Source organism: Pseudomonas sp. BF-R-19, from assembly GCF_019956445.1.
GTDB classification, from domain to species: domain Bacteria; phylum Pseudomonadota; class Gammaproteobacteria; order Pseudomonadales; family Pseudomonadaceae; genus Aquipseudomonas; species Aquipseudomonas fluorescens_BH.
On the sequence record NZ_JAHBDN010000050.1, the window covers coordinates 25,749 to 49,039 of the forward strand.

Here is a 23,291-nt window from a genome sequence, read left to right on the forward strand (position 1 = left end):
GGATTTGCATCAGCCGGCGTTCAGGCACCTTTTGTTAAGAAAAGCTTTGTTGCACATTCATTAACATTGAATGTTGAAAAGTGCAGGTTTTCACCGGGTCGGTAGTGTTTATCATGCTGGCAGCCATGTCGGGCAATGGACGTGGTGGCATATCGTTTATCTTCAAAGGAGTTGTTGATGACCTTATCGTTTGCCGCGAAGGCCTCGTTGTTGTTGCTGTTTCTCGGCAGCACCCTCTATGTGCATTTGCGCGGCAATGCGCGTCTGCCGGTTTTGCGCCAGTTCGTTAACCATTCGGCACTGTTCGCACCCTATAACGCCTTGATGTACCTGTTTTCCAGTGTGCCTTCGAAACCGTATCTGGATCGCAGCAAGTTCCCGGAACTGGATGTGCTCAAGGACAACTGGGAGGTGATTCGCGACGAAGCGATGCACTTGTTCGACGAGGGGTATATCCGCGCGGCGGCAAAGAACAACGACGCCGGTTTTGGCTCGTTTTTCAAGAAGGGCTGGAAGCGTTTCTATCTCAAGTGGTATGACAAACCGCTGCCTTCCGCCGAAGCCTTGTGCCCGAGAACCGTGGAACTGGTCAGTAGCATTCCCAGTGTCAAAGGCGCCATGTTCGCGCTGCTGCCGGGCGGCAGCCACCTCAACCCGCATCGCGATCCGTTTGGCGGCTCCCTGCGTTATCACTTGGGACTGTCCACCCCCAATTCCGATGATTGCCGCATCTTTGTCGACGGGCAGGTTTACGCCTGGCGCGATGGTGACGATGTGATGTTCGACGAGACCTACGTGCACTGGGTCAAGAATGAAACACAAAAGCCCCGAGTCATCCTGTTCTGCGATATCGAGCGTCCGCTGAGCAATCGCTTCATGACCTGCATCAATCGTAGTATCAGCGCCTGGCTGGGTCGCGCCACCGCCCCTCAGAACCTGGACGACGAGCATGTGGGCGGGATCAACCAGGCCTACGCCTGGAGCAAGAGCTCCAGCGATAAATTCAGTGGTGTGATCAAGCAATGGAAGCGGCGCAACCCCAAAGCCTACCGTGTACTACGTCCAGTGCTGGCGGTGGTGGTGCTGACGTTGTTGGGGTATTGGTTGTTTGGCTGAAGCCGGTTTCAGAATAAAAGAACCGCTCGTTGTGAGCGGTTTTTTTTTGGTTCTTCACGGAATCCCTGAATGCCCCTCCAACCGCACGATGCGAACTCTGTGCCTACTGTCGTTACTGGCCTTTTGACCAAGTCGTTGCAATCCATGTCGTACGCTGGTTATAGTCGGCGCACAGTGAGTTTCAGGACTCACTTTTTCATCCCTCGATCAAAGATCAGCCCAATGCCTGCATCCCTCATCAACGCGGTAGTCGATTCAGCGGTCAACGCTGGCGTCGTGCCGTGCGGGAATCAGCAGCCCGGGCAGATCAGTCATTACCCCCCACCTGTCAGCAGCACGCCGGTGTGCGCAGTCGTATCACCGCCAGGCGTTGGCATCTCGGGCTGATCAGCTGCCTTCTGCTGTTCCCCATGCCTGCCTGAAAAACGACTGGATTTCAGCTTTTTGCTGAGTTGGCTTTTTGCCTGACTACAGGTGGTATCCATGCTTGTCCTTTCAAAAAATTCCGCACTCGCGGCGGCGTCCACGAGCTTGTTCGTTCTGCTGTGGAGCAGCGGGGCGATTTTCTCCAAGTGGGGGTTGGCCCACGCGTCACCCTTCGCCTTCCTGATGTTTCGTTTCGTCATTGCGCTATGCGGTCTGGTGTTGCTGGTGCCGTTGCTCAAGCTGAAATTGCCCAGGGGCGGCAAACCGATGCTGTATGCGATGACTACCGGTGTGGTGTTGTTGGGGGCTTATCAGATTTTCTATCTGCTGGCCCTCGACCTTAAAGTCACCCCCGGGGTGATGGCGACCATCATGGGCGTGCAGCCGATCCTTACCGTGGTGCTGATGGAGCGCCAGCGTTCGTGGAGTCGGATGTTCGGCCTGGCCCTGGGGCTGGCCGGGTTGATCATGGTGGTCTATCAGGGCATCGGTCTGGCCGGGATGTCGTTGGCCGGGATGCTGTACGGGTTGCTGGCGCTGGCGAGCATGACGTTCGGTTCGATCATGCAGAAACGCATCACCGACAATCCCCTCGGCACATTGCCGGTGCAGTATCTGGCCGGACTGCTGTTGTGCGGGATTTTCGTACCCTTCCAGCCGTTTCACTTCGAACGCAGCAGCGGTTTCATCCTGCCGGTGCTGTGGATGGGGCTGGTGGTGTCGGTGCTGGCGACGCTGTTGCTGTACCGCTTGATCGCCCGGGGCAATCTGGTGAATGTCACCAGCCTGTTTTACCTGGTGCCGGCAGTCACGGCGGTGATGGACTATCTGATCTTCGGCAATCGCCTGGCGCTGTTGAGCCTGTTCGGCATGCTGTTGATCATCGTCGGTCTGGTATTCGTCTTCCGTAAAACCGCGTAATTGCGAGGAAACCCGACAAGGCCTGGAGCAATGCTCCGGGTCTTTGTGATTTTTGGCGTCTGATCAGCCGCCTTCGCGGGCTTGCTCGCGAAGGCGTCATCCGCAACGCAACAGTTCTATCGGTCAGCCACCAAGCCCGGTTTCACAGCAGCCGGCTTCAACACCAACCACAACGCCAGCGCAATCAACAACCCGCCATAGATATGCGCCATCGACAGCGGCTCATCGAGAAACAATGCCCCCCACAACACACCGAACAGCGGGATCAAAAAGGTCGTAGTCATCGATTTCACCGGACCAATCGAGCTCAGGAGCCGGAAGTAAATAATGTACGCAAATGCCGTGCATCCCAGGCCCAACCCCAGCAACGAGAGCCAGACACTCCAGCCGCCCCAGGTCGCGGGTGGTTGGTTGATCACGCTGTAGCCGAACAGCGGCAGCAGGAACAACGTCGCGCCGAGCATGCTGCCCACTGCCGACAAACGGCTGTCGAGACCACCGGCCTGATCGAGCCAGCGGCGGGCCAGAAACCCCGCAAATCCGTAGCAAGTGGTCGCGAGCAGGCAGGCGACGGCACCCATCAGCAGTTCCAGATCGAACGCCACCGGACCGGCTCGGGTCAGCACGCCCACGCCGAACAGCCCCAGGAACACGCCGCCGAGTTTGGCGCCAGTGAGCCTTTCATGGAAAAACAGGCCGCCAATCAGCACGCCCATCAAGGGGGTCGTGGCATTGAAAATCGACGAGTAACCGGCCGGCAGCACCTGCGCGGCCACCGAATAGAGCGTCGCCGGAATCCCGGAGTTGATCACCCCGAGCAGCATCACGGTCTTGAGTTTGCCCTTGAAATCCCAACTGATGCGCATCAGGCCGAGAATCACCAGCAGTCCGGCAGCGGCTATCGATACACGGAAAAAAGCGGTAGGAATGCTGCCGATCACCGGGGCGATGATGCGCATGAACAGAAAACTCGCACCCCAAATGGCCGCCAGGGACAGTAAACGGAAAATATCGACGGGGTTCACAGCGAGGTCCTTCCTTGGGGGAGGGGCGAAAGTGTTGCTGAGTGTGTGATCGATGGCAACCGAAAACCGGGCATTTAATTCACCCGGAAAATTACGCTTCTCCTGCACCCGGTTCACTGGCTAAGCTCAAGCCTCCCGAATTCCCGCAGAGGTCTCACCATGCCGCAGCAGTGGCCAGCCGCCGACATCGCCCGCTTGATCCTCGATGGCTTTGACGATTACCGCGAGCATTTTCGCCAGATCACCGACGGCGCCCGGGCCCGCTTCGAACAGGCCCGGTGGCAAGAGACGCAGTCGGCGTCGGCGGCGCGGATCAATCTGTACGAAGACAAGGTCGGTGAAACGGTGGAGCGACTGCGCACCGCGTTTGACCCAGGCACGCTGGACGTCAGCTGCTGGCCGCTGGTCAAAAGCGCCTACATCAGCCTGATCGACCTGCGCTTCGACGATGAACTGTCCGAGACCTGGTACAACTCGATCTTCTGCGGGCTGTTCAGCCATGACCTGATCAGCGACGGCTGCATGTTCATCCACACCACCCGGCCGAGTCTGCGCCGTGCCCGGGCCGCGCAAACCCGCACCTACAAACCGCAAGGCCAATTGTCGGCGATGCTCGCCAGCATCTTCGCCGACTACCGCTTCAGCGAGGATTACGCCGACCTGTCCGGTGACCTGAAGCGCCTCGAAGCGCAACTGCGCGAGAACCTGCCGGATTGGGTGTGCAAGGACCCGGAGCTAAGCGTCGAGCTGTTTTCCTCGGTGCTGTACCGCAACAAAGGCGCGTACCTGGTGGGGCGCATCTACACCGCCGACGAGCAATGGCCGCTGGCGATTCCATTGCTGCACCTCGAGGGGCGCGGGATCCAGATCGATGCGCTGATCACCGATGAGGCGGACGTGTCGATCATCTTCTCGTTCACCCGCTCGTATTTCATGGTGGATGTGCCGGTGCCGGCAGAGTTCATCGGCTTCCTGCGGCGTATCCTGCCGGGCAAGCACATTGCTGAGCTGTACACCTCGATTGGCTTCTACAAACACGGCAAGTCGGAGTTCTACCGGGCGCTGATCAATCACCTGGCCAACACCGACGACCAGTTCATCATGGCCCCCGGTGTGCGCGGCATGGTCATGAGCGTGTTCACCCTGCCGGGTTTCAACACCGTGTTCAAAATCATCAAGGACCGTTTCTCGCCGTCGAAAAACGTCGACCGCGCCACGGTGATCGAAAAGTACCGCCTGGTGAAAAGCGTCGACCGGGTCGGGCGCATGGCCGATACCCAGGAGTTCGCCGATTTCCGTTTTCCCCTGAGCAAGTTTGATCCGGCTTGTCTGGAGGAACTGCTGGAAGTCGCGCCGTCGACGGTGTCGGTGGAAGGCGACACGGTGCTGATCCGCCACTGCTGGACCGAGCGCCGCATGACCCCGCTGAACCTGTATCTGGAAAACGCCAACGAGGCGCAGGTACGCGAAGCCCTGGAAGACTACGGGTTGGCGATCAAGCAACTGGCGGCGGCCAACATCTTTCCCGGCGATATGCTGCTGAAGAACTTCGGCGTCACCCGTCACGGTCGTGTGGTGTTCTACGACTACGACGAGATCTGCTTCCTCACCGAGGCCAACTTTCGCCATATCCCGCTGCCTCGCACCCCGGAAGATGAAATGGCGTCCGAACCGTGGTACTCGATCGGGCCGCTGGACGTGTTCCCGGAAGAGTTTCCGCCATTCCTGTTTGCCGATTTCGGGCAACGCAAGTTGTTCGATCAGTTGCATGGCGAGCTGTACAACGCCGACTACTGGAAAAGCCTGCAGGAAGCGATTCGGGCGGGGAAGGTGATTGATGTGTTTCCGTATCGGCGTAAAGGCCTGGACAACGAGTAGTTCTCACCGACGCCATCGCGAGCAAGCTCGCTCCCACATTTGACTGCAGAGTGCCCCGATTTTGTGGTCGCCATAGATCCAGTGTGGGAGCGAGCTTGCTCGCGATCGGCCGCGCAGCGGTCGTAAAATCTGCGACAATCGCCCCCCTTGCGCCACTAGACGACTGAATTGCGTACCCGATGACCGACGAATCGCCCTCCATCGACAAACTGCTGAAAAACCTCGATCACGCCATGCTCGCCGACCGCCACCGGCTACGGCGGCAGTTGCTTGAGCTGCGCAAGAAACCTGATGAGGCCAGGCTGGGCCAGTGGGTGACGCGGATGCAGGCGTCTTGTGAGCAGGTGCTGGCGCGCAAGGCCAGCCTGCCGGTGATTCGTTACGACGACAGTCTGCCGATTGCCGCCAAGCGCGACGAAATCAAGAAAGCGCTGGAAAAACATCAGGTGCTGATCATCGCCGGTGAGACCGGCTCGGGCAAAACCACCCAGTTGCCGAAGATCTGCCTGGAAATCGGTCGCGGCCAGCATGGCCTGATCGGCCATACCCAGCCGCGGCGGATCGCTGCGCGCAGCGTCGCCAGCCGGGTCGCCGAAGAACTTGGCACGCCGCTGGGCGCGCTGGTCGGCTATCAGGTGCGCTTCGAGGATCAGAGCGATTCCAGCACCCTGATCAAGCTGATGACCGACGGTATCCTGCTGGCGGAAACCCAGAACGACCGCTATCTGGAACGCTACGACACGATCATCGTCGACGAAGCCCACGAACGCAGCCTCAACATCGACTTCCTGCTCGGCTACCTGAAAACCCTGCTGCCGCGCCGCCCCGACCTGAAAGTCATCATCACTTCGGCGACCATCGACCTGGAGCGCTTCTCCAAGCATTTCGATGACGCGCCGATTGTCGAGGTGTCCGGCCGCACCTACCCGGTGGACACCTGGTATCGCCCGCTGACGCTTGAGCAGGACGAAGAGGGCAACCGCGTCGAGGACGACCTGACGGTGGATCAGGCGATCCTCGCCACCCTCGACGAAATCGCCGCTTATGAGCGCAGTGAACGTCGTAGTCCCGGTGACGTGCTGGTGTTCCTGCCCGGTGAACGCGAGATTCGTGACGCTGCCGACATGCTGCGCAAGGCCCAGCTCAAACACACTGAAATCCTGCCGTTGTACGCGCGCTTGTCGCCGGCCGAGCAGCAGCGGATTTTCCAGTCGCACCCGGGACGTCGCGTGGTGCTGGCGACCAACGTCGCGGAAACCTCGCTGACCGTGCCGGGCATTCGTTATGTGATCGACAGCGGCACCGCGCGTATCAGTCGCTACAGCTATCGCGCCAAGGTCCAGCGCCTGCCGATCGAAGCGGTTTCCCAAGCCAGCGCCAACCAGCGTAAAGGTCGATGCGGGCGGGTCGAGCCGGGTATCTGTATCCGCCTCTACAGCGAAGAAGATTTTCTTGGGCGCCCGGAATTTACCGATCCAGAAATCCTGCGCACCAACCTCGCGGCGGTCATTTTGCAGATGCTGCATCTGCGCCTTGGCGAGGTCAGCGCGTTCCCGTTCATCGAGCCGCCGGATGGCAAGGCCATCAGCGACGGGTACAACCTGCTGCAAGAACTCTCGGCGGTGGACCGCAACAGTGAGCTGACCCCGCTCGGTCGCCAATTGGCGCGGCTGCCGGTGGACCCGCGCATGGGCCGCATGTTGCTCGAAGCGGCCAAGCTCGGCAGCTTGCAGGAAGTGCTGATCGTCGCCAGCGCCATGTCGATCCAGGACCCGCGCGAGCGTCCGCCGGAACGTCAGCAAGCGGCGGATCAGGCCCACGCCCAGTGGAAAGACGCCGATTCGGACTTCGCCGGGCTGGTCAATCTGTGGCGCGGTTTCGAAGAGCAGCGCCAGGCGCTGACCGCCAGTCCGCTGCGCAACTGGTGCCGCAAGAATTTCCTCAATTACCTGCGCCTGCGCGAGTGGCGCGACTCCCATCGCCAATTGAGCCTGATCTGCCGCGACATGCAGCTGAGCCTCAACAAAGAGCCGGCGGACTACCCGAAACTGCACAAAGCGGTGCTGGTGGGGTTGCTGAGCCAGATCGGGCAGAAAACCGAAGACGGCGATTACCTCGGCGCGCGTCAGCGGCGTTTCTGGATTCACCCATCGTCGGGCATCGGCAAGAAGCGCCCGCAATGGCTGATGACCGCCGAACTGGTGGAAACCACCAAGCTTTATGCGCGCATGGTGGCGAAGATCGATGCCGACTGGATCGAGCCGCTGGCCGGGCACCTGATCAAGAAAAACCACTTCGAACCCCATTGGGAGAAGAAGCGCGGCCAGGTCGTGGCGTTCGAACAGATCACCCTGTTCGGGTTGATCGTGGTTGGGCGTCGGCCGGTGCATTACGGCCCGGTCGACCCCGTGGTGTCCCGCGAATTGTTCATCCGCGAAGCACTGGTGCGTGGCGAGATTCAGTCCAAGGCCAAGTGCCTGACGGCCAACAAGCAATTGCTGGAACAGCTCGACGAACTGGAAGCCAAGGCCCGCCGTCGCGACATCCTCGCCGACGAAGAAACCCTGTACGCCTTCTATGACGCGCGATTGCCAGCGGAGATCCATCAGACGGCGACCTTCGACAGCTGGTATCGGATCAACAGCCAGAAAGACCCGCAGCTGCTGATCATGCGCGAAGAAGACGTGCTGGCCCGTGAAGCCAGTGAAGTCACCGCCCAGCATTACCCGGATACGCTGCATATCGGTGATCTGGAATTGGCCCTCAGCTACCACTTCGAACCGAATCACCCGCGCGACGGCGTGACCCTGCGTGTGCCGGCACCGCTGTTGCCGATGCTGCCGCCGGAACGCCTGGAGTGGCTGGTGCCGGGTGTCATCGAGGCCAAGTGCATTGCCCTGGTGCGCAACCTGCCCAAGGCTCTGCGCAAGAATTTCGTACCCGTGCCGGACTTCGTCAAAGCGGCCTTGCAACGCATGACATTTGCCGAGGGCTCACTGCCTCAGGCCCTGGGTCGCGAGCTGCTGCGCATGACCGGCGCGCGGGTCAGCGACGAAGCCTGGGCCGAAGCGGCGCAGCAGGTCGAAAGCCATCTGCGCATGAACCTGGAAATCGTCGACGCCCAGGGCAAGTTCCTCGGCGAAGGTCGCGATCTGGCCGAACTCACTGCGCGTTTCGCCGAGGCCAGCCAAGCCGCATTGGCGGTGCCGCAAACCGCCAAGAGCCAGCAGCCGGTGGAGCCGAAAGTGTTTGCCGCCGTGGCCGAGAAAACCCAGCAGAAGATCGCCGGGCTGTCGATGACGGTCTACCCGGCGCTGGTGGAAGAGGGCGGCACGGTCAAGGAAGGGCGGTTCTCGACCCCGGCCGAGGCCGAGTTCCAGCATCGCCGCGCGTTGCAACGCTTGCTGATGCAGCAACTGGCCGAACCTGCCAAGTTCCTCCGTGGCAAGTTGCCGGGCCTGACTGAATTGGGCCTGCTGTACCGCGACATGGGCCGCGTCGATGCGCTGGTGGAAGACATTCTGCTGGCCAGTCTCGACAGCTGCATTCTTGAGGGCGAAGACCCGTTGCCCCGTGATGGCGCTGGTCTGGCGTCCCTGGCCGAGCGCAAGCGTGGCGCCTGGACCGAGCACGCCGAGCGTGTGGCGAAGCTGACCCTGGAAATCCTCAAGCTTTGGCATGGCCTGCAAAAACGCTTCAAGGGCAAGATCGACCTGGCGCAAGCCGTGGCCTTGAACGACATCAAGCAGCAGCTCAGTCACCTGGTGTATCCGGGGTTTGTCCGGGAAACGCCGATGCAGTGGCTCAAGGAGTTACCGCGTTACCTCAAGGCGATTGAACAGCGCTTTGAAAAAATCGGTACCCAGGTGCAGCGCGACCGGGTCTGGAGCGGCGAGTTGAGCGGGTTGTGGACGCAATACCAGACCCGCGCCAACAAACACGCCCAGGAAGGCAAGCGCGATCCGCAGCTGGAGTTGTATCGCTGGTGGCTGGAGGAATACCGGGTTTCGCTGTTTGCGCAACAGTTGGGGACCAAGGTGCCGATCTCCGACAAGCGCCTGAACAAGCAGTGGAGCCAGGTCGAACCGTAAACCCGAGGCTGGTGTAATACCCTGTGGGAGCGGGCTTGCTCGCGAAGGCGTCGTGTCAGTCGATATCACTGTTGCCTGACACACCGCCTTCGCGAGCAAGTCGGATCGCCGCACCGCCGCTCCCACAGGTCAGGTGGTGTATCAGTGGGAGTTTGATCCAGCAAAAGGGGCGAAATGCCCACGTTTATGGCAAACTTCGCGCCTATAAACGCCGGCCCCGCGGTTTTGAGCCTTCGCGCTGCGGGCAGGTCGGAATAAAGCGATGCCAGGTTTGCGTCCCCCGGATGGAAATAGACCCTTTGTGTATTGGTACGACGGTGCCAATGCTTTCTGCCTGAACAGATTAGAGACACGACCATGCATAACGTCGTCATCAGTGGCACCGGCCTGTACACCCCGGCCAACAGCATTTCCAATGAAGAGCTGGTGCAGTCTTTCAATACTTACGTCGCGCAATTCAACGCCGACAACGCCGAGGCCATTGCGCGCGGTGAAGTGGAAGCATTGACCGAATCCAGCGCCGCGTTCATCGAAAAAGCCTCGGGCATCAAGAGCCGCTTTGTCATGGACAAGGAAGGCATCCTCGACCCGCAACGCATGGCCCCATGCCTGCCGGAGCGTTCCAACGACGAGTGGTCGGTACTTTGCCAAATGGCCATCGGTGCGGCCGAACAAGCCTTGCAGCGCGCCGGTAAGACCGCAGCCGACATCGACGGCGTGATCGTCGCCTGTTCCAACCTGCAACGCGCCTACCCGGCCATTGCCATCGAAGTCCAGGAAGCGCTGGGTATCCAGGGTTTCGGCTTCGACATGAACGTGGCGTGCTCGTCCGCAACCTTCGGCATCCAGACCGCTGCCAACAGCGTGCAACTGGGCCAGGCCCGGGCGGTCCTGATGGTCAACCCGGAAGTCTGCACCGGTCACCTGAACTTCCGTGACCGCGACAGCCACTTCATCTTCGGCGATGCCGCCACTGCGGTGATCATCGAGCGTGCTGACCTGGCGACGTCCAAGTACCAGTTCGACATCGTCAGCACCAAGCTGCTGACCAAGTTCTCCAACAACATCCGCAACAACTTCGGCTTCCTCAACCGCGCGGCGGAAGAGGGCATCGGCGCCAGGGACAAACTGTTCGTGCAGGAAGGCCGCAAGGTGTTCAAGGAAGTCTGCCCGTTGGTTGCCGAACTGATCAGTGAGCATCTGCAAGAGAACCAGCTCAACGTCAGCGATGTGAAGCGCTTCTGGTTGCACCAGGCCAACCTCAGCATGAACCACTTGATCGTCAGGAAACTGCTGGGTCGCGACGCCACCGAACAGGAAGCGCCGGTGATTCTCGACACCTACGCCAACACCAGTTCCGCCGGTTCCGTGATTGCGTTCCACAAGAACCAGGACGATCTGGCCGCCGGTTCGCTGGCCGTGCTCAGTTCGTTCGGTGCCGGTTATTCGATTGGTAGCGTGTTGCTGCGCAAGTTGTAGGATGTAGGAGCGAGCTTGCTCCGGGCGGCGTTCCGACGAAGAACTCAAAGACGCTGCGTTTATCCAGATTGCACGCGTTATCGTTGACAACCTTCGCGAGCGAGCTCGCTCCTACATTCAGGTTGGATTAGCAGAAATAGAAACAGCCCGGCGTTGATGCATCGGAGGATGATGGGGACCGATACACCAACGCCAGGCTGTAAAAGGAGCCCGGGCATCCTTGCCCGAGTCGTGTAGCGGGGTGAATCAGAACTTCGCTTCGGCATCCAGTTGCAGGGTGTTGATGTCCGAATCCTTCTTGTTGATGTTGGCGTTGGTCTGGTCCGAGGTCGCCATGTAGTAGGTCGCGCCCAGGGCAAAGTTCTTGTCCAGGTCGTAGCTCACTTTCAGCTTGCTGCCGCGCGAACCGGTGAAGCCGTTGGCGAAGTCGGAGTCGGTGAAGGCGCCAACCACAGCGTTACGCTGCACGTCGCGATAGTTGTAGTCCACGTTGAAGCCGTAGAGCTTGGACTTCACACCGGCCAACCAGCCAGTGTCCTGGTCGTTGCTGGCATCGGTGTTGTTGACGTACTGACCGTAGATCGACAGCGGAACCGGCAGGTTGCTGAAGTCCAGCTGACCAAAGCCTTCGTACAGTTTGAACTGCTCGCCCGGGCTGTTGCCGTTGACAGCCAGTGCGCATGGCGTAGTAACGGTACCCGAGGTAGGGCAAGCGCTGCTGTCGTCGTTGTCGTAGGCGTAGAGACTGCCGCCCAAGGTCATTTTCATGCTGTCGGTGATGGCGAAGCGCGCACCCAACTGGCCAGCGTACAGACGCAGGTCGTGCTTGAACTGCACGCCTTCGCCGTCGACGTTGTCCTTGAGGGTGTAGTGACCGGCGCTACCGAACAGCTCGGTGCTGCCGCTCAGCGGGTACTTGTAGGTAACGGCCAGACCTTCCGGGCTGATGTCGCTATCCCAGATGATGTCGCCCATGCTCACCCATTGTTGCGGCATCTTGCCGCCAACCAGGTGCAGGTTCTTGATCGCATCCGGGTGGTAGTCGATGTAACCCTGGTCCAGCCAGATCTGCTTCTTGTCGAAGTAGTTGTTCAGGTCCTGGTTGGTCGAGCGAGCGTCGTCGTTGCTGCCGGTGGCGATACGGATACCGGTGTCGACTTGCGGGTTGATTTCGCTGTAGGCACCCAGGCGGGCACGAATGCGCTGACGGTCCTGGTCCTTGTTGTTCGGCACGCCATCGTTGTGGACGTTTTCCTGACGGAAGCGCACGTCGCCCTTGAACTGGGTCTTTGCCGCCCATGCAAGCTTCTGGTCGAAAGCGCTCAGTGTGTCGGTTTTCTTCGCGGTGGCCGCGATTTGCTCGTTGGTCTCTTGCTGAGCCTGACGGGCGATCTGCTGGTCTTTCTGATCCCTGGCCAGCTCGGCTTGCAGTTCGCTGTACTGCGCGTTGGTGATCGAGCCGTTAGCCTTGAGCATGTCGAGCAGTTTGGCGTCGACTGCGGCACTGGCCGGAACACTCATGGCCAGCAACAGGCCAGCGCACAAGGCCGCCGCAGTTTTCGTGGAAGCAAGACGCATATCAATCTCCGAAGATGAGAGGGGATGACAGAGCCATCCGGGACACAACCGACCGTTAGGGACGGAAAACAGTGACCGGGTATAACCCGGCGCTCTAAAAACAGGCGCCAGTATCGCGATGGTTTATGACAGAGCAGTGGCAATGTGATGTCATGTCGGTGACGATACAAAGTCGCCGTGAACTATTGAGTTAGAGCACTGTCGTCGTTTTGCCCGTGTGCATTGCGGAGCGATAGGTGATACTCGCGGGGCTTTCACGCCATGAAGAGTGAGGATGGTGATGCCGTTGCAACGCCTGCAAAAACTGTCAGAAATCGCCCCGCAGATATGGGACGCACTGGTGCCCGAGACTCAGCCTTTTCTGCGTCACGCTTTTTTGAGCGCGCTGGAAGACAGCGGCAGCGTCGGACCCCATACCGGCTGGCAGCCTGAGCATTTGTTGCATGTTGAAGGTGAGCGCTTGATCGCCGCGCTGCCCGGTTATCGCAAGTGGCATTCCTACGGCGAGTATGTGTTCGATCACGCCTGGGCCGATGCCTGTGAGCGTGCCGGCATCGACTACTACCCCAAGCTGTTGACCGCGGTGCCGTTCAGTCCGGTCACCGGACCACGGCTGTTGGCGGCCACGGTCGAAGACGGTTTCGAGTTATTGAAAAGCCTGCCGGGCTACCTTGAGCTTGAAGGGCTCTCCAGCGCGCACATCAACTTCACCGATCCGTTCACTGACGCGGCATTGAGTGAGCAGCCCGGCTGGCTGCAGCGCGTTGGCTGTCAATACCACTGGCAGAATCGCGGCTACCGGGATTTCCAGGACTTCCTCGATGTGCTCAGTTCGCGCAAGCGCAAACAGATGCGCAAGGAGCGCGAGCAGGTGGCGGGGCAGGGCTTCGATTTCGAATGGCTGGAGGGGCGGGAACTGAGCGAGGCGCAATGGGATTTCGTCTATGCCTGCTACGCCAATACCTACGCGGTGCGCCGGCAAGCGCCGTATCTGACGCGGGAGTTTTTCAGCCTTTTGGCCGAACGCATGCCGGAGTCGATTCGCGTGGTGCTGGCCAAACAAGGTTCACGGCCGGTGGCGATGGCGTTCAGCCTGGTGGGGGGCGACAGCTTTTATGGCCGTTACTGGGGATGCCTGGCGGAGTTCGATCGCCTGCATTTCGAGACCTGTTTCTACCAAGGCATGGACTATGCCATTGCCAACGGTTTCCAGCGTTTTGATGCCGGAGCCCAGGGCGAGCACAAACTGATTCGCGGATTCGAACCAGTCATTACCCATTCCTGGCACTACTTGCGGCATCCGGGATTGAAAGCGGCGGTGAAAGACTTCCTGGAGCAGGAGCGGTTGGGGGTGCTGGCTTATGCAGAGGAGGCGAAGTCAGCCTTGCCTTATCGACAAGGCTGATCTTCAGCGTTTCAGCTTTCTTCTTTACCCAGCCAGCGATACAGCACGCCGCCGACTACTGCACCGAGTAGCGGTGCGACCCAGAACATCCACAGTTGTTGAATCGCCCAGCCGCCGACGATCAGCGCCGGGCCGGTGCTGCGCGCCGGGTTGACCGAGGTGTTGGTGACCGGGATCGAGATAAGGTGGATCAGCGTCAACCCCAGGCCGATGGCAATCGGTGCCAGGCCTGCCGGTGCTCGTTTGTCGGTGGCGCCAAGGATGATCAGGATGAACATCGCGGTCATCACCAGTTCACAGACAAACCCCGCCGCCATCGAATAGCCGCCAGGCGAGTGTTCGCCGTAGCCGTTGGACGCCAGGCCTCCCGCCAGTTCGAAACCGGGTTTGCCGCTGGCAATGAAGTACAGCAGGGCGGCTGCAATCACGCCGCCAATGACCTGGGCAACGATGTAGGCCGGCAATTCATTGGCTGGAAACCGCCCACCCACCACCAGGCCGAGGGATACCGCGGGGTTGAGATGACAGCCGGAAATATGGCCGATGGCGAAAGCCATGGTCAGCACTGTCAGGCCAAACGCGAAGGACACCCCGAGCAGACCGATCCCCACCTCCGGAAAAGCCGCGGCCAACACCGCACTGCCGCAACCACCCAACACCAGCCAGAACGTACCTACCAACTCTGTAGCCGAACGTTTTAACAGAGACATGAGAGTGAGCCCTTTCGAGATTATGCTGCCTTTAGCATCCAGCCGATGGACTGCAGAACCACCTCCAGAACGTTGAAGTGAGTACAGCACGGTTTTTTCAGAATTCCAGCAGGCATAAAAAACCGCCAGGCCCCGTTGTTGGCGGGGTCTGGCGGTTTTTTGTGATCGATCAGCTTCACTGGGGACCCTGTGGGAGCGAGCTTGCTCGCGATAGCGGTGGACCAGACGACATTACTGTCGACTGACACTCCGCCATCGTCGGAACGCCGCCCGGAGCAAGCTCGCTCCCACAGGTTTTGTGGCCGCCGCAAACTCAATCAATCCCGACAAACCCACCGGTCTGGTGTTGCCACAACCGTGCATACAAACCGCCATGGGCGAGCAGCTCGGCATGGCTTCCGGTTTCGGCGATCTTGCCGTCTTCCAGCACCACCAGCCGGTCCATCCGGGCGATGGTCGAGAGCCGGTGAGCGATGGCGATCACGGTTTTGCCCTGCATCAGGGTTTCGAGACTTTCCTGGATCGCCGCTTCGACTTCCGAATCCAGTGCCGAGGTGGCCTCGTCCATGATCAGGATCGGCGCGTCCTTGAGCAGTACCCGGGCGATGGCGATGCGCTGGCGCTGGCCGCCGGAGAGTTTCACCCCACGCTCACCGACGTGGGCATCGAAACCGGTGCGGCCTTCAGCGTCCGACAGCGAAGGAATGAATCCGTCAGCCCGGGCCTTGTGCACCGCTTCCCAGAGTTGCGCGTCGGTGGCGTCGGGTTTGCCATACAGCAGGTTGTCGCGGATCGAGCGGTGCAGCAGCGAGGTGTCCTGGGTGATCATGCCGATGCGTTCGCGCAGGCTTTCCTGGCTGACGTCGGCGATGTTCTGGCCGTCGATCAGGATGCGTCCGCCTTCGACGTCGTACAGGCGCAACAGCAGGTTCACCAGGGTCGACTTGCCGGCACCGGACGGGCCGATCAGGCCGATTTTCTCGCCAGCCTTGATGGTCAGGTTGAGGCCGCCGATGATCCCGCTCTGCTTGCCGTAGTGGAAATCCACCTGTTCGAAGCGCACTTCGCCACGGGCCACTGCCAGGGGTTTGGCCTGGTCGCGGTCGGTGACGCTGACCGGTTGCGAAATGGTCTGCAGACCGTCCTGGACCATGCCGATGTTTTCGAAGATGCCGGTCACCACCCACATGATCCAGCCGGACATGTTGACGATGCGGATCACCAGGCCGGTGGCCAGGGCAATCGCTCCCACGCTGATCAACGACTGCGTCCACAACCACAGGGCCAGGCCGGTGGTGCAGACGATCAGCAAGCCGTTCATGCTGGTGATGACCACGTCCATGCTGGTGACCACGCGGCCGGCCAGTTGCGCCTTCTCGGTCTGTTCCTTGATGGCTTCGCGGGCGTATTGCTGCTCGAAGTTGGTGTGCGCGAACAGTTTCAGGGTGGTGATGTTGGTGTAGCCGTCGACAATCCGCCCCATGAGTTTTGAGCGCGCATCGGACGCCACCACCGAGCGATCCTTGACCCGTGGCACGAAGTAACAGAGGGCGCCGATGAAGGCGAAGATCCAGGTCAGCAGCGGGATGATCAGGCGCCAATCCGCTTCGGCGAATAGCACCAGCGAACTGATGGCGTAGATCAGCACATGCCACAACGCATCCACGGCCTGCACGGCGGAATCGCGCAGTGAGTTGCCGGTTTGCATGATGCGTTGGGCGATGCGCCCGGCGAAGTCGTTCTGGAAGAAGTTCAGGCTCTGCTTGAGCACGTAGCTGTGGTTCTGCCAGCGGATCATGCTGGTCATGCTGGGGCTCAGGGTCTGGTGCACCAGCAGATCATGCAGGCCTACGAATATGGGGCGCAGCACCAGCGCAACCACCACCATCCAGGTCAGTTCGAGGGCATGATCCTGGAACAGACTGACGTTCGGCGTGCCTTGGGCCAGGTCGATGATGCGGCTCAGGTAGCTGAACAACGCCACCTCGATCAAAGCACCAATCAGGCCGACGATCAGCAGGGCGGCGAAGCTCGGCCAGACCTGCTTGAGGTAATAAGTGTAGAAAGGGAAAACCCGGTCCGGCGGAGACGCCGTCGGTGCTTCACGGAAAACATCGATCAGTTTTTCAAAGCGGCGATAAAGCATTGGTTGTTCGCCCGCGAGCGGGCTCTCCTTTTAACGGTTTGAGCGTTGCCGGCAAGCACCGGCAACGGCTCGGACATCCTTGTCCAGCTTAGTCTCAGTCGATGCGCTTGGCCGACTTGATGAACACCGGATCGGCCGGCACGTCGCGCATACCGTTTTTGGTGGTGGTCGGTGCATTGACGATGATATCGACCACATCCATGCCCTTGACCACTTTGGCGAACACGGCGTAACCGGCATCGCGGCCCGGATCAAGGAAGTCGTTGTCCTTGACGTTGATGAAGAACTGGCTGGTGGCCGAGTCAGGATCGGAGGTGCGTGCCATCGACAGCGTGCCGCGTACGTTATGCAGGCCGTTGCTGGCTTCGTTCTTGATCGGGTCCTTGGTTGGTTTCTGCTGCATCGAGGAGCTGAAACCACCGCCCTGGGCCATGAAACCCGGAATCACCCGGTGGAAAATCGTGTTGTTGTAGAAGCCACTGTCGACGTACGCAAGGAAGTTCTTGGTACTGATCGGAGCCTTGACCGGGTCCAGTTCGATTTCGATCTGGCCGTTGGTGGTGTCCAGCAGCACATGCGGTGCCTTTTCCGGCGTCGCGGCCATCAGGTTGGCGGCAAACAGGACGGAGCCTGCGGCGAGGGCGATTTTTTTCAGCATGGGTCAGTGATCCTGAGTGGTGGTGTCGACTGCGGTCAGAAACTCCAGCAGTGTTTGGTTGAAGTGTTCCGGCTGGTCCAGCGGCGTGGCGTGGCGTGAATCGGCGATCACCACCAGCCGCGCGTCAGGCAGCAGTTTTACGTAGTTTTCCTTCAGCGCCACCGGTGTGTAGTCCCGGTCGGCGCTGACGATGAGGGTTGGACAGGTGACCTTCGAAAGTCGTTCCTGGACTCCCCAGCCGACAATGGCATTGAAGCTGGCGAGATAAGCATGTTTGTCGTTTTTTGCCCAGCGCTCGGCCATCTTTTGTCGCAAGTCGGCCTGCTCGGGTTTCGGGAACAACTTGCCGCCCAGCGCCTTGCCGATGGTACCCAGGCTAAGGGCGCGCATCAGGCTCCAGCGCTTGAACCACTGCCAGTAGTCATCGCGGCTGCGCAGTTTGACCTCGGGCGCGCTGTTGACGATGCACAGGCTCTTGAGCAGTTGCGGCTGATCCACGCCCAACTGGAAGCCGATCATGCCGCCCATGGACAGGCCGACATAGTGTGCCGGACCGAGATTGAGGTGCTCGATCAGTGCAATCAGGTCAGCGCTGAATCCGGCAATGCTGTAGCGCTCCCGGGGTTTGTCGGAACGGCCGTGACCGCGCACATCCGGGACGATCACCCGGTAGCGGGTGGCAAGTGTCGGGATCTGTTTTTCCCAGTCCAGCGTGCTGGAGCCCAGGCCATGGACCAGCAGCAGCGGTATGCCGTGGCCATATTCCTCATAGTGCAGGTTGCAACCTTCGTGTTCGAAATAGGCCATGCATACACTCCGTGTCAGGCTTGTTCGGGGGCGGCGAACGGTGCGTCCAGTGGTGCGGTGTCAAACGTACGCAGCAGTTCGATGAGAATCTGCGTGGCCGGCCCCAGCGGTTTGTCCTTGTTCGAATACAGGTAGAAGCTCGGGTTACGGCTGCCGCCCTGATCCAACGGTAGCAGCTTGAGCGTACCTTCCTTGAGTTCCCGTTCGATCATGTGCCTGGGCAGCCACGCAAACCCCAGGCCGCTGCTGACGAAGGTCGCGGCGGTGGCCAGGCTGCCGACGGTCCAGCGCTGCTCGGCACCGAGCCAGCCGACATCCCGTGGCTGCTGGCGGCCCGAGTCGCGGATCACCACTTGCATCTGGCTTTCCAGGTCCTGGAAGCTCAGTTCGCGGTTGAGGCGGTGCAGGGGATGCTCCGGGTGGGCGACCGCGACGAATTCGACGTCGCTCAACTCCGCGCCCAGGTAACCGGGAATACTGAAACCCGTGATGGCCAGGTCGGCCACGCCTTCGAGCAGGACTTCCTCCACACCCGACAACACTTCCTCACGCAGACGCACCCGGCAGCCACGGCTTTGCGGCATGAACGCGGTCAAGGCGCGGACGAGGCGGGCGCTTGGGTAAGCGGCATCGACCACCAGGCGCACTTCGGCTTCCCAGCCCTGCTCCATGTGATGGGCCAGGTCTTCGAGTTGACTGGCCTGTTTCACCAGTTGCCGCGAGCGGCGCAACAGCACGCCGCCGGCTTCGGTCAGCACGGCTTTGCGTCCGTCGATGCGCAGCAACGGCACACCGAGTTGATCCTGCATGCGGGCCACGGTGTAGCTGACTGACGATTGCGAGCGGTGCAGCGCCTCGGCGGCCTGGGCGAAACCACCGTGATCGACCACGGCCTGCAGCGTTCGCCATTGATCAAGGGTCACGCGGGGCGCTTTCATGTTGAGCTCCTCTTGTCCTAAGCTGGCAGCCCTTACTGGAGGCTGCTGAATGAAAAAATTCTGTTGTGTGCTGCTGGCGCTTCTGCCGCTGACGGCGATGGCTTACCCGATCGATGTGAAAAAAGACCTCAACGGCATGAAGATCGATTACCAGACCTACGACACGGATAGCGACATCGGCTCCATTCAGGTGGCCAACTACGGCGACGTCGATGCGAGCTGCAAGGCCGTTTTCATCAATGGCCCGGAAGCCCCCCGCACTCGCAAGCTCGATGTACCGGCCGGCAAACACAAAAACGCCACGGCCAAATTCAGCCGCAACATCATCAAATTGCGCATCGAGCTGACCTGCACCCCGAAATGACATCCAACCCCTGTGGGAGCGGGCTTGCTCGCGAAGAGGCCGTGTCAGTCGATATCAACGTTGAATGACACACCGCCTTCGCGAGCAAGCCCGCTCCCACAGGGGCATGGGTTGCTTATAAACGAATTTATTGATGGGTTATAGCAGTTATTTGCGCTTTTTCATCGATATGACTCTGTTTAACCTTCGCTCCATCGACCTGAAGCATTCTCAGATGGAGGCTACATCCCATGTCCCGCGTTCTGATCATCGAAAGCAGTGCCCGTCAGCAAGACTCGGTTTCCCGTCAGCTGACCCAGACCTTCATCAGCCAGTGGAAAGCCGCTCACCCGAATGACCAGGTCACCGTCCGGGACCTGGCCGCCAAGCCGGTGCCGCACCTGGACATCAACTTGCTGGGTGGCTGGATGAAACCCGCCGAGCAGCGCAGCGACATCGAGCAGGCGTCCCTGGAACGCTCCAACCAGTTGACCGATGAATTGCTCGCCGCCGATGTACTGGTCATGGCCGCGCCCATGTACAACTTTGCGATCCCCAGCACCCTGAAAGCCTGGCTCGACCATGTGCTGCGGGCCGGCGTGACCTTCAAGTACACCGAGACCGGCCCGCAAGGCCTGCTCAGCGGCAAGCGTGCCTATGTGTTGACGGCTCGCGGCGGCATCTATGCCGGCAGCACCGCCGATCACCAGGAACCGTACCTGCGTCAGGTCATGGGCTTCATCGGCATCCACGACGTGACGTTCATCCACGCCGAAGGCATGAACCTGGGCGGTGACTTCCAGGAGAAAGGCCTGAACCAGGCAAACGCCAAGCTCTCGCAAGTGGCCTGACCGGTTAATCGCCAGATAATCGCTGGATGGTCTAGTGACCTGGCGCAACCCTTCAAGCCTGTACGCGCATCGAACCTCCCTTCGCACTGGTTGCTCCTGAGTGCCCTGGCCCGATTGAACGCTTTAGCGAGATCGGGCTTTTTTTTGCCTGTGAATCAGCCATCACCCAAGAACCCTGTGGGAGCGGGCTTGCTCGCGAAAGCGGTATGTCATCCCACATTTATGTCGACTGACACTCCCTCTTCGCGAGCAAGCCCGCTCCCACAGGTTTTAGCGTGTTTTCCGACAGCTTTCGGGGATCGCGATTCAAAGCAAAAACCGCTATCGTCGCCGCCATTCGAAATGAGGCGAGCATGGGCTATCTACTTTTTGTCACGCTGATCCAGGCGTTTTCCTTCAGTTTGATCGGCGAATACCTGGCCGGTCATGTCGACAGTTACTTCGCGGTGCTGGTACGGGTACTGCTGGCAGGGCTGGTGTTCATCCCGCTGACCCGCTGGCGCTCGGTTGAGCCGGCATTCATGCGCGGCATGCTGCTGATCGGCGCGTTGCAGTTCGGCGTGACCTACGTCTGCCTGTACCTGAGCTTTCGCGTACTGACGGTGCCGGAAGTGTTGCTGTTCACCATCCTCACGCCGCTGCACGTGACCCTGATCGAAGATGCGCTCAATCGTCGCTTCAATTCCTGGGCCCTGGTCGCGGCGCTGGTGGCGGTGGCGGGGGCGGCGGTGATTCGCCTTGACCGGATCAACCCGGACTTCTTCATGGGCTTCCTGTTGCTGCAACTGGCCAACTTCACCTACGCCGCCGGGCAGGTGCTCTATAAACACCTGGTTGCGCGCCACCCGAGCGATCTGCCGCATTACCGTCGCTTTGGCTACTTCTACCTAGGCGCACTGGCCGTGGCGTTGCCGGCGTTTCTGTTGTTCGGCAAGCAGAACTTCCTGCCCGAAGCGCCTTTGCAATGGGGCGTGCTGTTGTTCCTCGGCCTGGTCTCGACCGCTTTGGGCCTCTACTGGTGGAACAAGGGCGCGTGCCTGGTCAATGGCGGGACGCTGGCGGTGATGAACAACCTGCATGTACCGGTGGGGTTGCTGATCAACCTGCTGATCTGGAACCAGCATGAAGAACTGGGGCGGTTGTTGCTCGGCGGTTCGGTGATTTTGCTGGCGGTGTGGATCAGTCGGTTGGGCATCAGACCCGTCACGAGATCTGTGTAGGAGCTGGCGCAGCCTGCGATCTTTTGATGTTAAAAATCAAAAGATCACAGCTACGGCGGATGGGCTAGCAGGCAGATGCCTTGCCTGAGGGGCGGCTTGGCTGGTATTGGCTAGCAGCGAGCGTTGGCGTATTGGTGCGCAATGATCAGATGACATCTATGTGACCATCATTTGTCTGGTTTTTTTTGGTGTTTTAAATGACTTGTAATGCTGATGTGTTTCTCTTAAGGCGTTTATTCTTAACACTTTTTATGCTTGTTGTTTTACCGCCTTTCGTGTTGGCTGATGAAGCGAATGCAAAGCATTGGAGAGATCTAACTGTCAATGACCTTTCTGTTATTCGACAACTGATAATTACTTCTCACCCAGGCGCTATAGATAGTGATAATGAGTCTTTTATAGAGTGGGTTGAGCGGGGTTATTTGGAAGCGAGTCAGTTGTCCAAACGCGTCAGCTCAAGGAAAGACTCGCAAGCCGTGCTTAATTTTTACATCGCGGGCTTCAAGGATGGACACGTAAGGTTGAGTCAACCTGATAAAGGAAAATCATCCTGGGCAGGTTTCATTTTGGATATGCGAGGTCAGAGTTTCGTTGTAAAGCAGGTTGCTAAAAATTGGCCCATACCGCTACCGCCGATAGATTCCGAGGTTATATCGTGTGGTAACAAATCGGTCCGCGAAGAACTAGAGAGTGAAATATCTCCATATATTGATCGTAGACTTAATCTACAATCCACTTGGTTGCATTTGGCTCAGCAGTTAACTGTCGATGATGCCAACTATCCCGTACTGGCGAGAGACTTATCAAAAAGTTGTTTAGTTGCGCTTCCAAATGGAGTAAGACAAAACTTTACTCTGTTATGGCAAGAAGACTCCGGCCAATTGGAGGCTTTCATGCGCCAACCTCAACCACCTCAAACGCTCCAGAATTTGGGAGACGGGCGATACTGGATACATGTATCAAATTTCATGCCGTCAGCAGCCGATAACGCTTCCCTCGATAAAATGCTCGAGGCCATCAAGAGTATCAATGATGCCAAGCTGGTTGTACTTGATACACGAGGCAATCGCGGTGGTAACAGTTTAGTTGGGGCTGAAATACTTTCTGCTCTGTTAGGTTCGCAATGGGCAAAAAGCTTGGACAGGCCATCTCGTGCGTATGCTATGTGGCGGGTTTCTCCTTTTGCACTCTCAACGCTCAATAAAGCTCTAACTGCCATGGGAAACGACTATGGAAAAGATAGTGAGGCTTATAAATTTGTTTTTGGTTTGACTAATTCGATGGAGTTCGCGCTTCACGAGAAGACGGACTGGTTACGACAGCCGAACACTTCCTCGGTCGATCAAGAGGGTTCGAGAGGATTAAATGCTCAAGGTTTTAAAGGTAAGCTTGCGCTGGTTACTGACTCATTTTGCACGAGTGCCTGTCTAGACTTTGCGGACGTCGTTCTTGCAATTCCGGGGGTTGTCCATTTGGGATTATCAACGAGCGGCGATACACTTTATATTGACGTGGGCTCTCAAACATTGCCGAGTGGTGCCCAGTTCTGGCTACCGTTAAAGGTTTGGAGAGATCGAACGCGAGGAAATAATAAAAGTTATGATCCGCAATTTGTTTTTAATGGCGATATAAATGATACAGCGGCAGTTCAAAAGTGGGTTCTTGATCACTTGTGATCGGATCAACGCCATTCCCAGTG

18 protein-coding genes are annotated in these 23,291 nt (G+C 59.0%); 10 read left to right on the forward strand and 8 right to left on the reverse strand.

Going from position 1 to position 23,291, the window contains the following annotated elements; translation table 11 throughout:
• Positions 1-177: 177 nt before the first annotated feature.
• Positions 178-1,116, forward strand: a complete 939-nt coding sequence (locus tag KGB28_RS13765) for an aspartyl/asparaginyl beta-hydroxylase domain-containing protein (protein WP_223445859.1) — start codon at positions 178-180, stop codon at positions 1,114-1,116.
• 314 nt (positions 1,117-1,430) lie between these two features.
• On the opposite strand, the gene KGB28_RS13770 is transcribed toward KGB28_RS13765, so the two are convergent.
• Entirely contained in the window at positions 1,431-1,601 is a 171-nt protein-coding gene (locus tag KGB28_RS13770; protein WP_191624906.1) for a hypothetical protein, read from the reverse strand.
• Between KGB28_RS13770 and KGB28_RS13775 the strand changes: the two genes are divergently transcribed.
• Complete coding sequence (locus KGB28_RS13775) at positions 1,600-2,463, forward strand: DMT family transporter (protein ID WP_223445861.1); 864 nt, start codon at positions 1,600-1,602, stop codon at positions 2,461-2,463. The genes KGB28_RS13770 and KGB28_RS13775 overlap by 2 nt on opposite strands.
• A 116-nt stretch (positions 2,464-2,579) precedes the next feature.
• Here the strand turns inward: KGB28_RS13775 and KGB28_RS13780 are convergent, their stop codons facing one another.
• Positions 2,580-3,488: a DMT family transporter gene (locus KGB28_RS13780; protein WP_223445863.1), complete on the reverse strand. Its 909-nt coding sequence runs from the start codon at positions 3,486-3,488 to the stop codon at positions 2,580-2,582.
• A gap of 159 nt (positions 3,489-3,647) precedes the next feature.
• Between KGB28_RS13780 and aceK the strand changes: the two genes are divergently transcribed.
• The 3 genes from aceK to KGB28_RS13795 all read left to right on the forward strand — a co-directional run bounded on the left by aceK (position 3,648) and on the right by KGB28_RS13795 (position 10,936).
• The gene (gene aceK / locus KGB28_RS13785; protein WP_223445865.1) at positions 3,648-5,366 is read left to right on the forward strand and encodes a bifunctional isocitrate dehydrogenase kinase/phosphatase; all 1,719 of its coding nucleotides are present in this window, start codon (positions 3,648-3,650) and stop codon (positions 5,364-5,366) included.
• 179 nt (positions 5,367-5,545) lie between these two features.
• On the forward strand, positions 5,546-9,457 hold the full coding sequence (hrpA, locus tag KGB28_RS13790; protein ID WP_223445867.1) for an ATP-dependent RNA helicase HrpA: 3,912 nt from the start codon (positions 5,546-5,548) through the stop codon (positions 9,455-9,457).
• Between the two features lie 357 nt (positions 9,458-9,814).
• Positions 9,815-10,936, forward strand: coding sequence for a beta-ketoacyl-ACP synthase III (locus tag KGB28_RS13795; RefSeq protein ID WP_223445869.1), 1,122 nt, complete (start codon positions 9,815-9,817; stop codon positions 10,934-10,936).
• Positions 10,937-11,182: 246 nt separating this feature from the next.
• Here KGB28_RS13795 and KGB28_RS13800 read toward each other — a convergent pair whose 3' ends face one another.
• Positions 11,183-12,514, reverse strand: coding sequence for a putative porin (locus tag KGB28_RS13800; RefSeq protein WP_223445871.1), 1,332 nt, complete (start codon positions 12,512-12,514; stop codon positions 11,183-11,185).
• A 280-nt stretch (positions 12,515-12,794) separates the two neighbouring features.
• Between KGB28_RS13800 and KGB28_RS13805 the strand changes: the two genes are divergently transcribed.
• Positions 12,795-13,919, forward strand: coding sequence for a GNAT family N-acetyltransferase (locus KGB28_RS13805; protein WP_223445873.1), 1,125 nt, complete (start codon positions 12,795-12,797; stop codon positions 13,917-13,919).
• Positions 13,920-13,930: 11 nt separating this feature from the next.
• Here the strand turns inward: KGB28_RS13805 and aqpZ are convergent, their stop codons facing one another.
• From aqpZ to KGB28_RS13830, 5 genes are all read right to left on the reverse strand, one after another.
• Positions 13,931-14,629, reverse strand: a complete 699-nt coding sequence (gene aqpZ / locus KGB28_RS13810; protein WP_046043691.1) for an aquaporin Z — start codon at positions 14,627-14,629, stop codon at positions 13,931-13,933.
• A 313-nt stretch (positions 14,630-14,942) separates the two neighbouring features.
• The gene (locus KGB28_RS13815; RefSeq protein WP_223445875.1) at positions 14,943-16,775 is read right to left on the reverse strand and encodes an ABC transporter ATP-binding protein; all 1,833 of its coding nucleotides are present in this window, start codon (positions 16,773-16,775) and stop codon (positions 14,943-14,945) included.
• 94 nt (positions 16,776-16,869) lie between these two features.
• Positions 16,870-17,433, reverse strand: coding sequence for a peptidylprolyl isomerase (locus KGB28_RS13820; protein ID WP_223445877.1), 564 nt, complete (start codon positions 17,431-17,433; stop codon positions 16,870-16,872).
• Positions 17,434-17,436: 3 nt separating this feature from the next.
• Entirely contained in the window at positions 17,437-18,240 is an 804-nt protein-coding gene (locus KGB28_RS13825) for an alpha/beta fold hydrolase (RefSeq protein WP_223445879.1), read from the reverse strand.
• A 14-nt stretch (positions 18,241-18,254) separates the two neighbouring features.
• Positions 18,255-19,178, reverse strand: coding sequence for a LysR family transcriptional regulator (locus tag KGB28_RS13830; RefSeq protein WP_008018223.1), 924 nt, complete (start codon positions 19,176-19,178; stop codon positions 18,255-18,257).
• Between the two features lie 49 nt (positions 19,179-19,227).
• On the opposite strand from KGB28_RS13830, the gene KGB28_RS13835 reads away from it, so the two are divergent.
• From KGB28_RS13835 to KGB28_RS13850, 4 genes are all read left to right on the forward strand, one after another.
• On the forward strand, positions 19,228-19,542 hold the full coding sequence (locus KGB28_RS13835; RefSeq protein WP_150724377.1) for a 3-phosphoglycerate kinase: 315 nt from the start codon (positions 19,228-19,230) through the stop codon (positions 19,540-19,542).
• A gap of 230 nt (positions 19,543-19,772) precedes the next feature.
• Positions 19,773-20,372: an FMN-dependent NADH-azoreductase gene (locus tag KGB28_RS13840; protein WP_223445880.1), complete on the forward strand. Its 600-nt coding sequence runs from the start codon at positions 19,773-19,775 to the stop codon at positions 20,370-20,372.
• Positions 20,373-20,725: 353 nt separating this feature from the next.
• Complete coding sequence (locus KGB28_RS13845) at positions 20,726-21,592, forward strand: carboxylate/amino acid/amine transporter (protein ID WP_223445882.1); 867 nt, start codon at positions 20,726-20,728, stop codon at positions 21,590-21,592.
• A gap of 197 nt (positions 21,593-21,789) precedes the next feature.
• The gene (locus KGB28_RS13850; RefSeq protein ID WP_223445884.1) at positions 21,790-23,268 is read left to right on the forward strand and encodes a S41 family peptidase; all 1,479 of its coding nucleotides are present in this window, start codon (positions 21,790-21,792) and stop codon (positions 23,266-23,268) included.
• Positions 23,269-23,291: the final 23 nt, after the last annotated feature.

What these genes read in the sequence shown, in the direction of transcription:
- KGB28_RS13835 (WP_150724377.1), top strand. Translation starts at nt 19,228, where the DNA reads ATGAAAAAATTCTGTTGTGTGCTGCTGGCGCTTCTGCCGCTGACGGCG.
- hrpA (WP_223445867.1), top strand. Translation starts at nt 5,546, where the DNA reads ATGACCGACGAATCGCCCTCCATCGACAAACTGCTGAAAAACCTCGAT.
- aqpZ (WP_046043691.1), bottom strand. Translation starts at nt 14,629, where the DNA reads ATGTCTCTGTTAAAACGTTCGGCTACAGAGTTGGTAGGTACGTTCTGG.
- aceK (WP_223445865.1), top strand. Translation starts at nt 3,648, where the DNA reads ATGCCGCAGCAGTGGCCAGCCGCCGACATCGCCCGCTTGATCCTCGAT.
- KGB28_RS13850 (WP_223445884.1), top strand. Translation starts at nt 21,790, where the DNA reads ATGACTTGTAATGCTGATGTGTTTCTCTTAAGGCGTTTATTCTTAACA.
- KGB28_RS13765 (WP_223445859.1), top strand. Translation starts at nt 178, where the DNA reads ATGACCTTATCGTTTGCCGCGAAGGCCTCGTTGTTGTTGCTGTTTCTC.
- KGB28_RS13770 (WP_191624906.1), bottom strand. Translation starts at nt 1,601, where the DNA reads ATGGATACCACCTGTAGTCAGGCAAAAAGCCAACTCAGCAAAAAGCTG.
- KGB28_RS13845 (WP_223445882.1), top strand. Translation starts at nt 20,726, where the DNA reads ATGGGCTATCTACTTTTTGTCACGCTGATCCAGGCGTTTTCCTTCAGT.
- KGB28_RS13820 (WP_223445877.1), bottom strand. Translation starts at nt 17,433, where the DNA reads ATGCTGAAAAAAATCGCCCTCGCCGCAGGCTCCGTCCTGTTTGCCGCC.
- KGB28_RS13830 (WP_008018223.1), bottom strand. Translation starts at nt 19,178, where the DNA reads ATGAAAGCGCCCCGCGTGACCCTTGATCAATGGCGAACGCTGCAGGCC.
- KGB28_RS13815 (WP_223445875.1), bottom strand. Translation starts at nt 16,775, where the DNA reads ATGCTTTATCGCCGCTTTGAAAAACTGATCGATGTTTTCCGTGAAGCA.
- KGB28_RS13840 (WP_223445880.1), top strand. Translation starts at nt 19,773, where the DNA reads ATGTCCCGCGTTCTGATCATCGAAAGCAGTGCCCGTCAGCAAGACTCG.
- KGB28_RS13805 (WP_223445873.1), top strand. Translation starts at nt 12,795, where the DNA reads ATGCCGTTGCAACGCCTGCAAAAACTGTCAGAAATCGCCCCGCAGATA.
- KGB28_RS13825 (WP_223445879.1), bottom strand. Translation starts at nt 18,240, where the DNA reads ATGGCCTATTTCGAACACGAAGGTTGCAACCTGCACTATGAGGAATAT.
- KGB28_RS13795 (WP_223445869.1), top strand. Translation starts at nt 9,815, where the DNA reads ATGCATAACGTCGTCATCAGTGGCACCGGCCTGTACACCCCGGCCAAC.
- KGB28_RS13800 (WP_223445871.1), bottom strand. Translation starts at nt 12,514, where the DNA reads ATGCGTCTTGCTTCCACGAAAACTGCGGCGGCCTTGTGCGCTGGCCTG.
- KGB28_RS13775 (WP_223445861.1), top strand. Translation starts at nt 1,600, where the DNA reads ATGCTTGTCCTTTCAAAAAATTCCGCACTCGCGGCGGCGTCCACGAGC.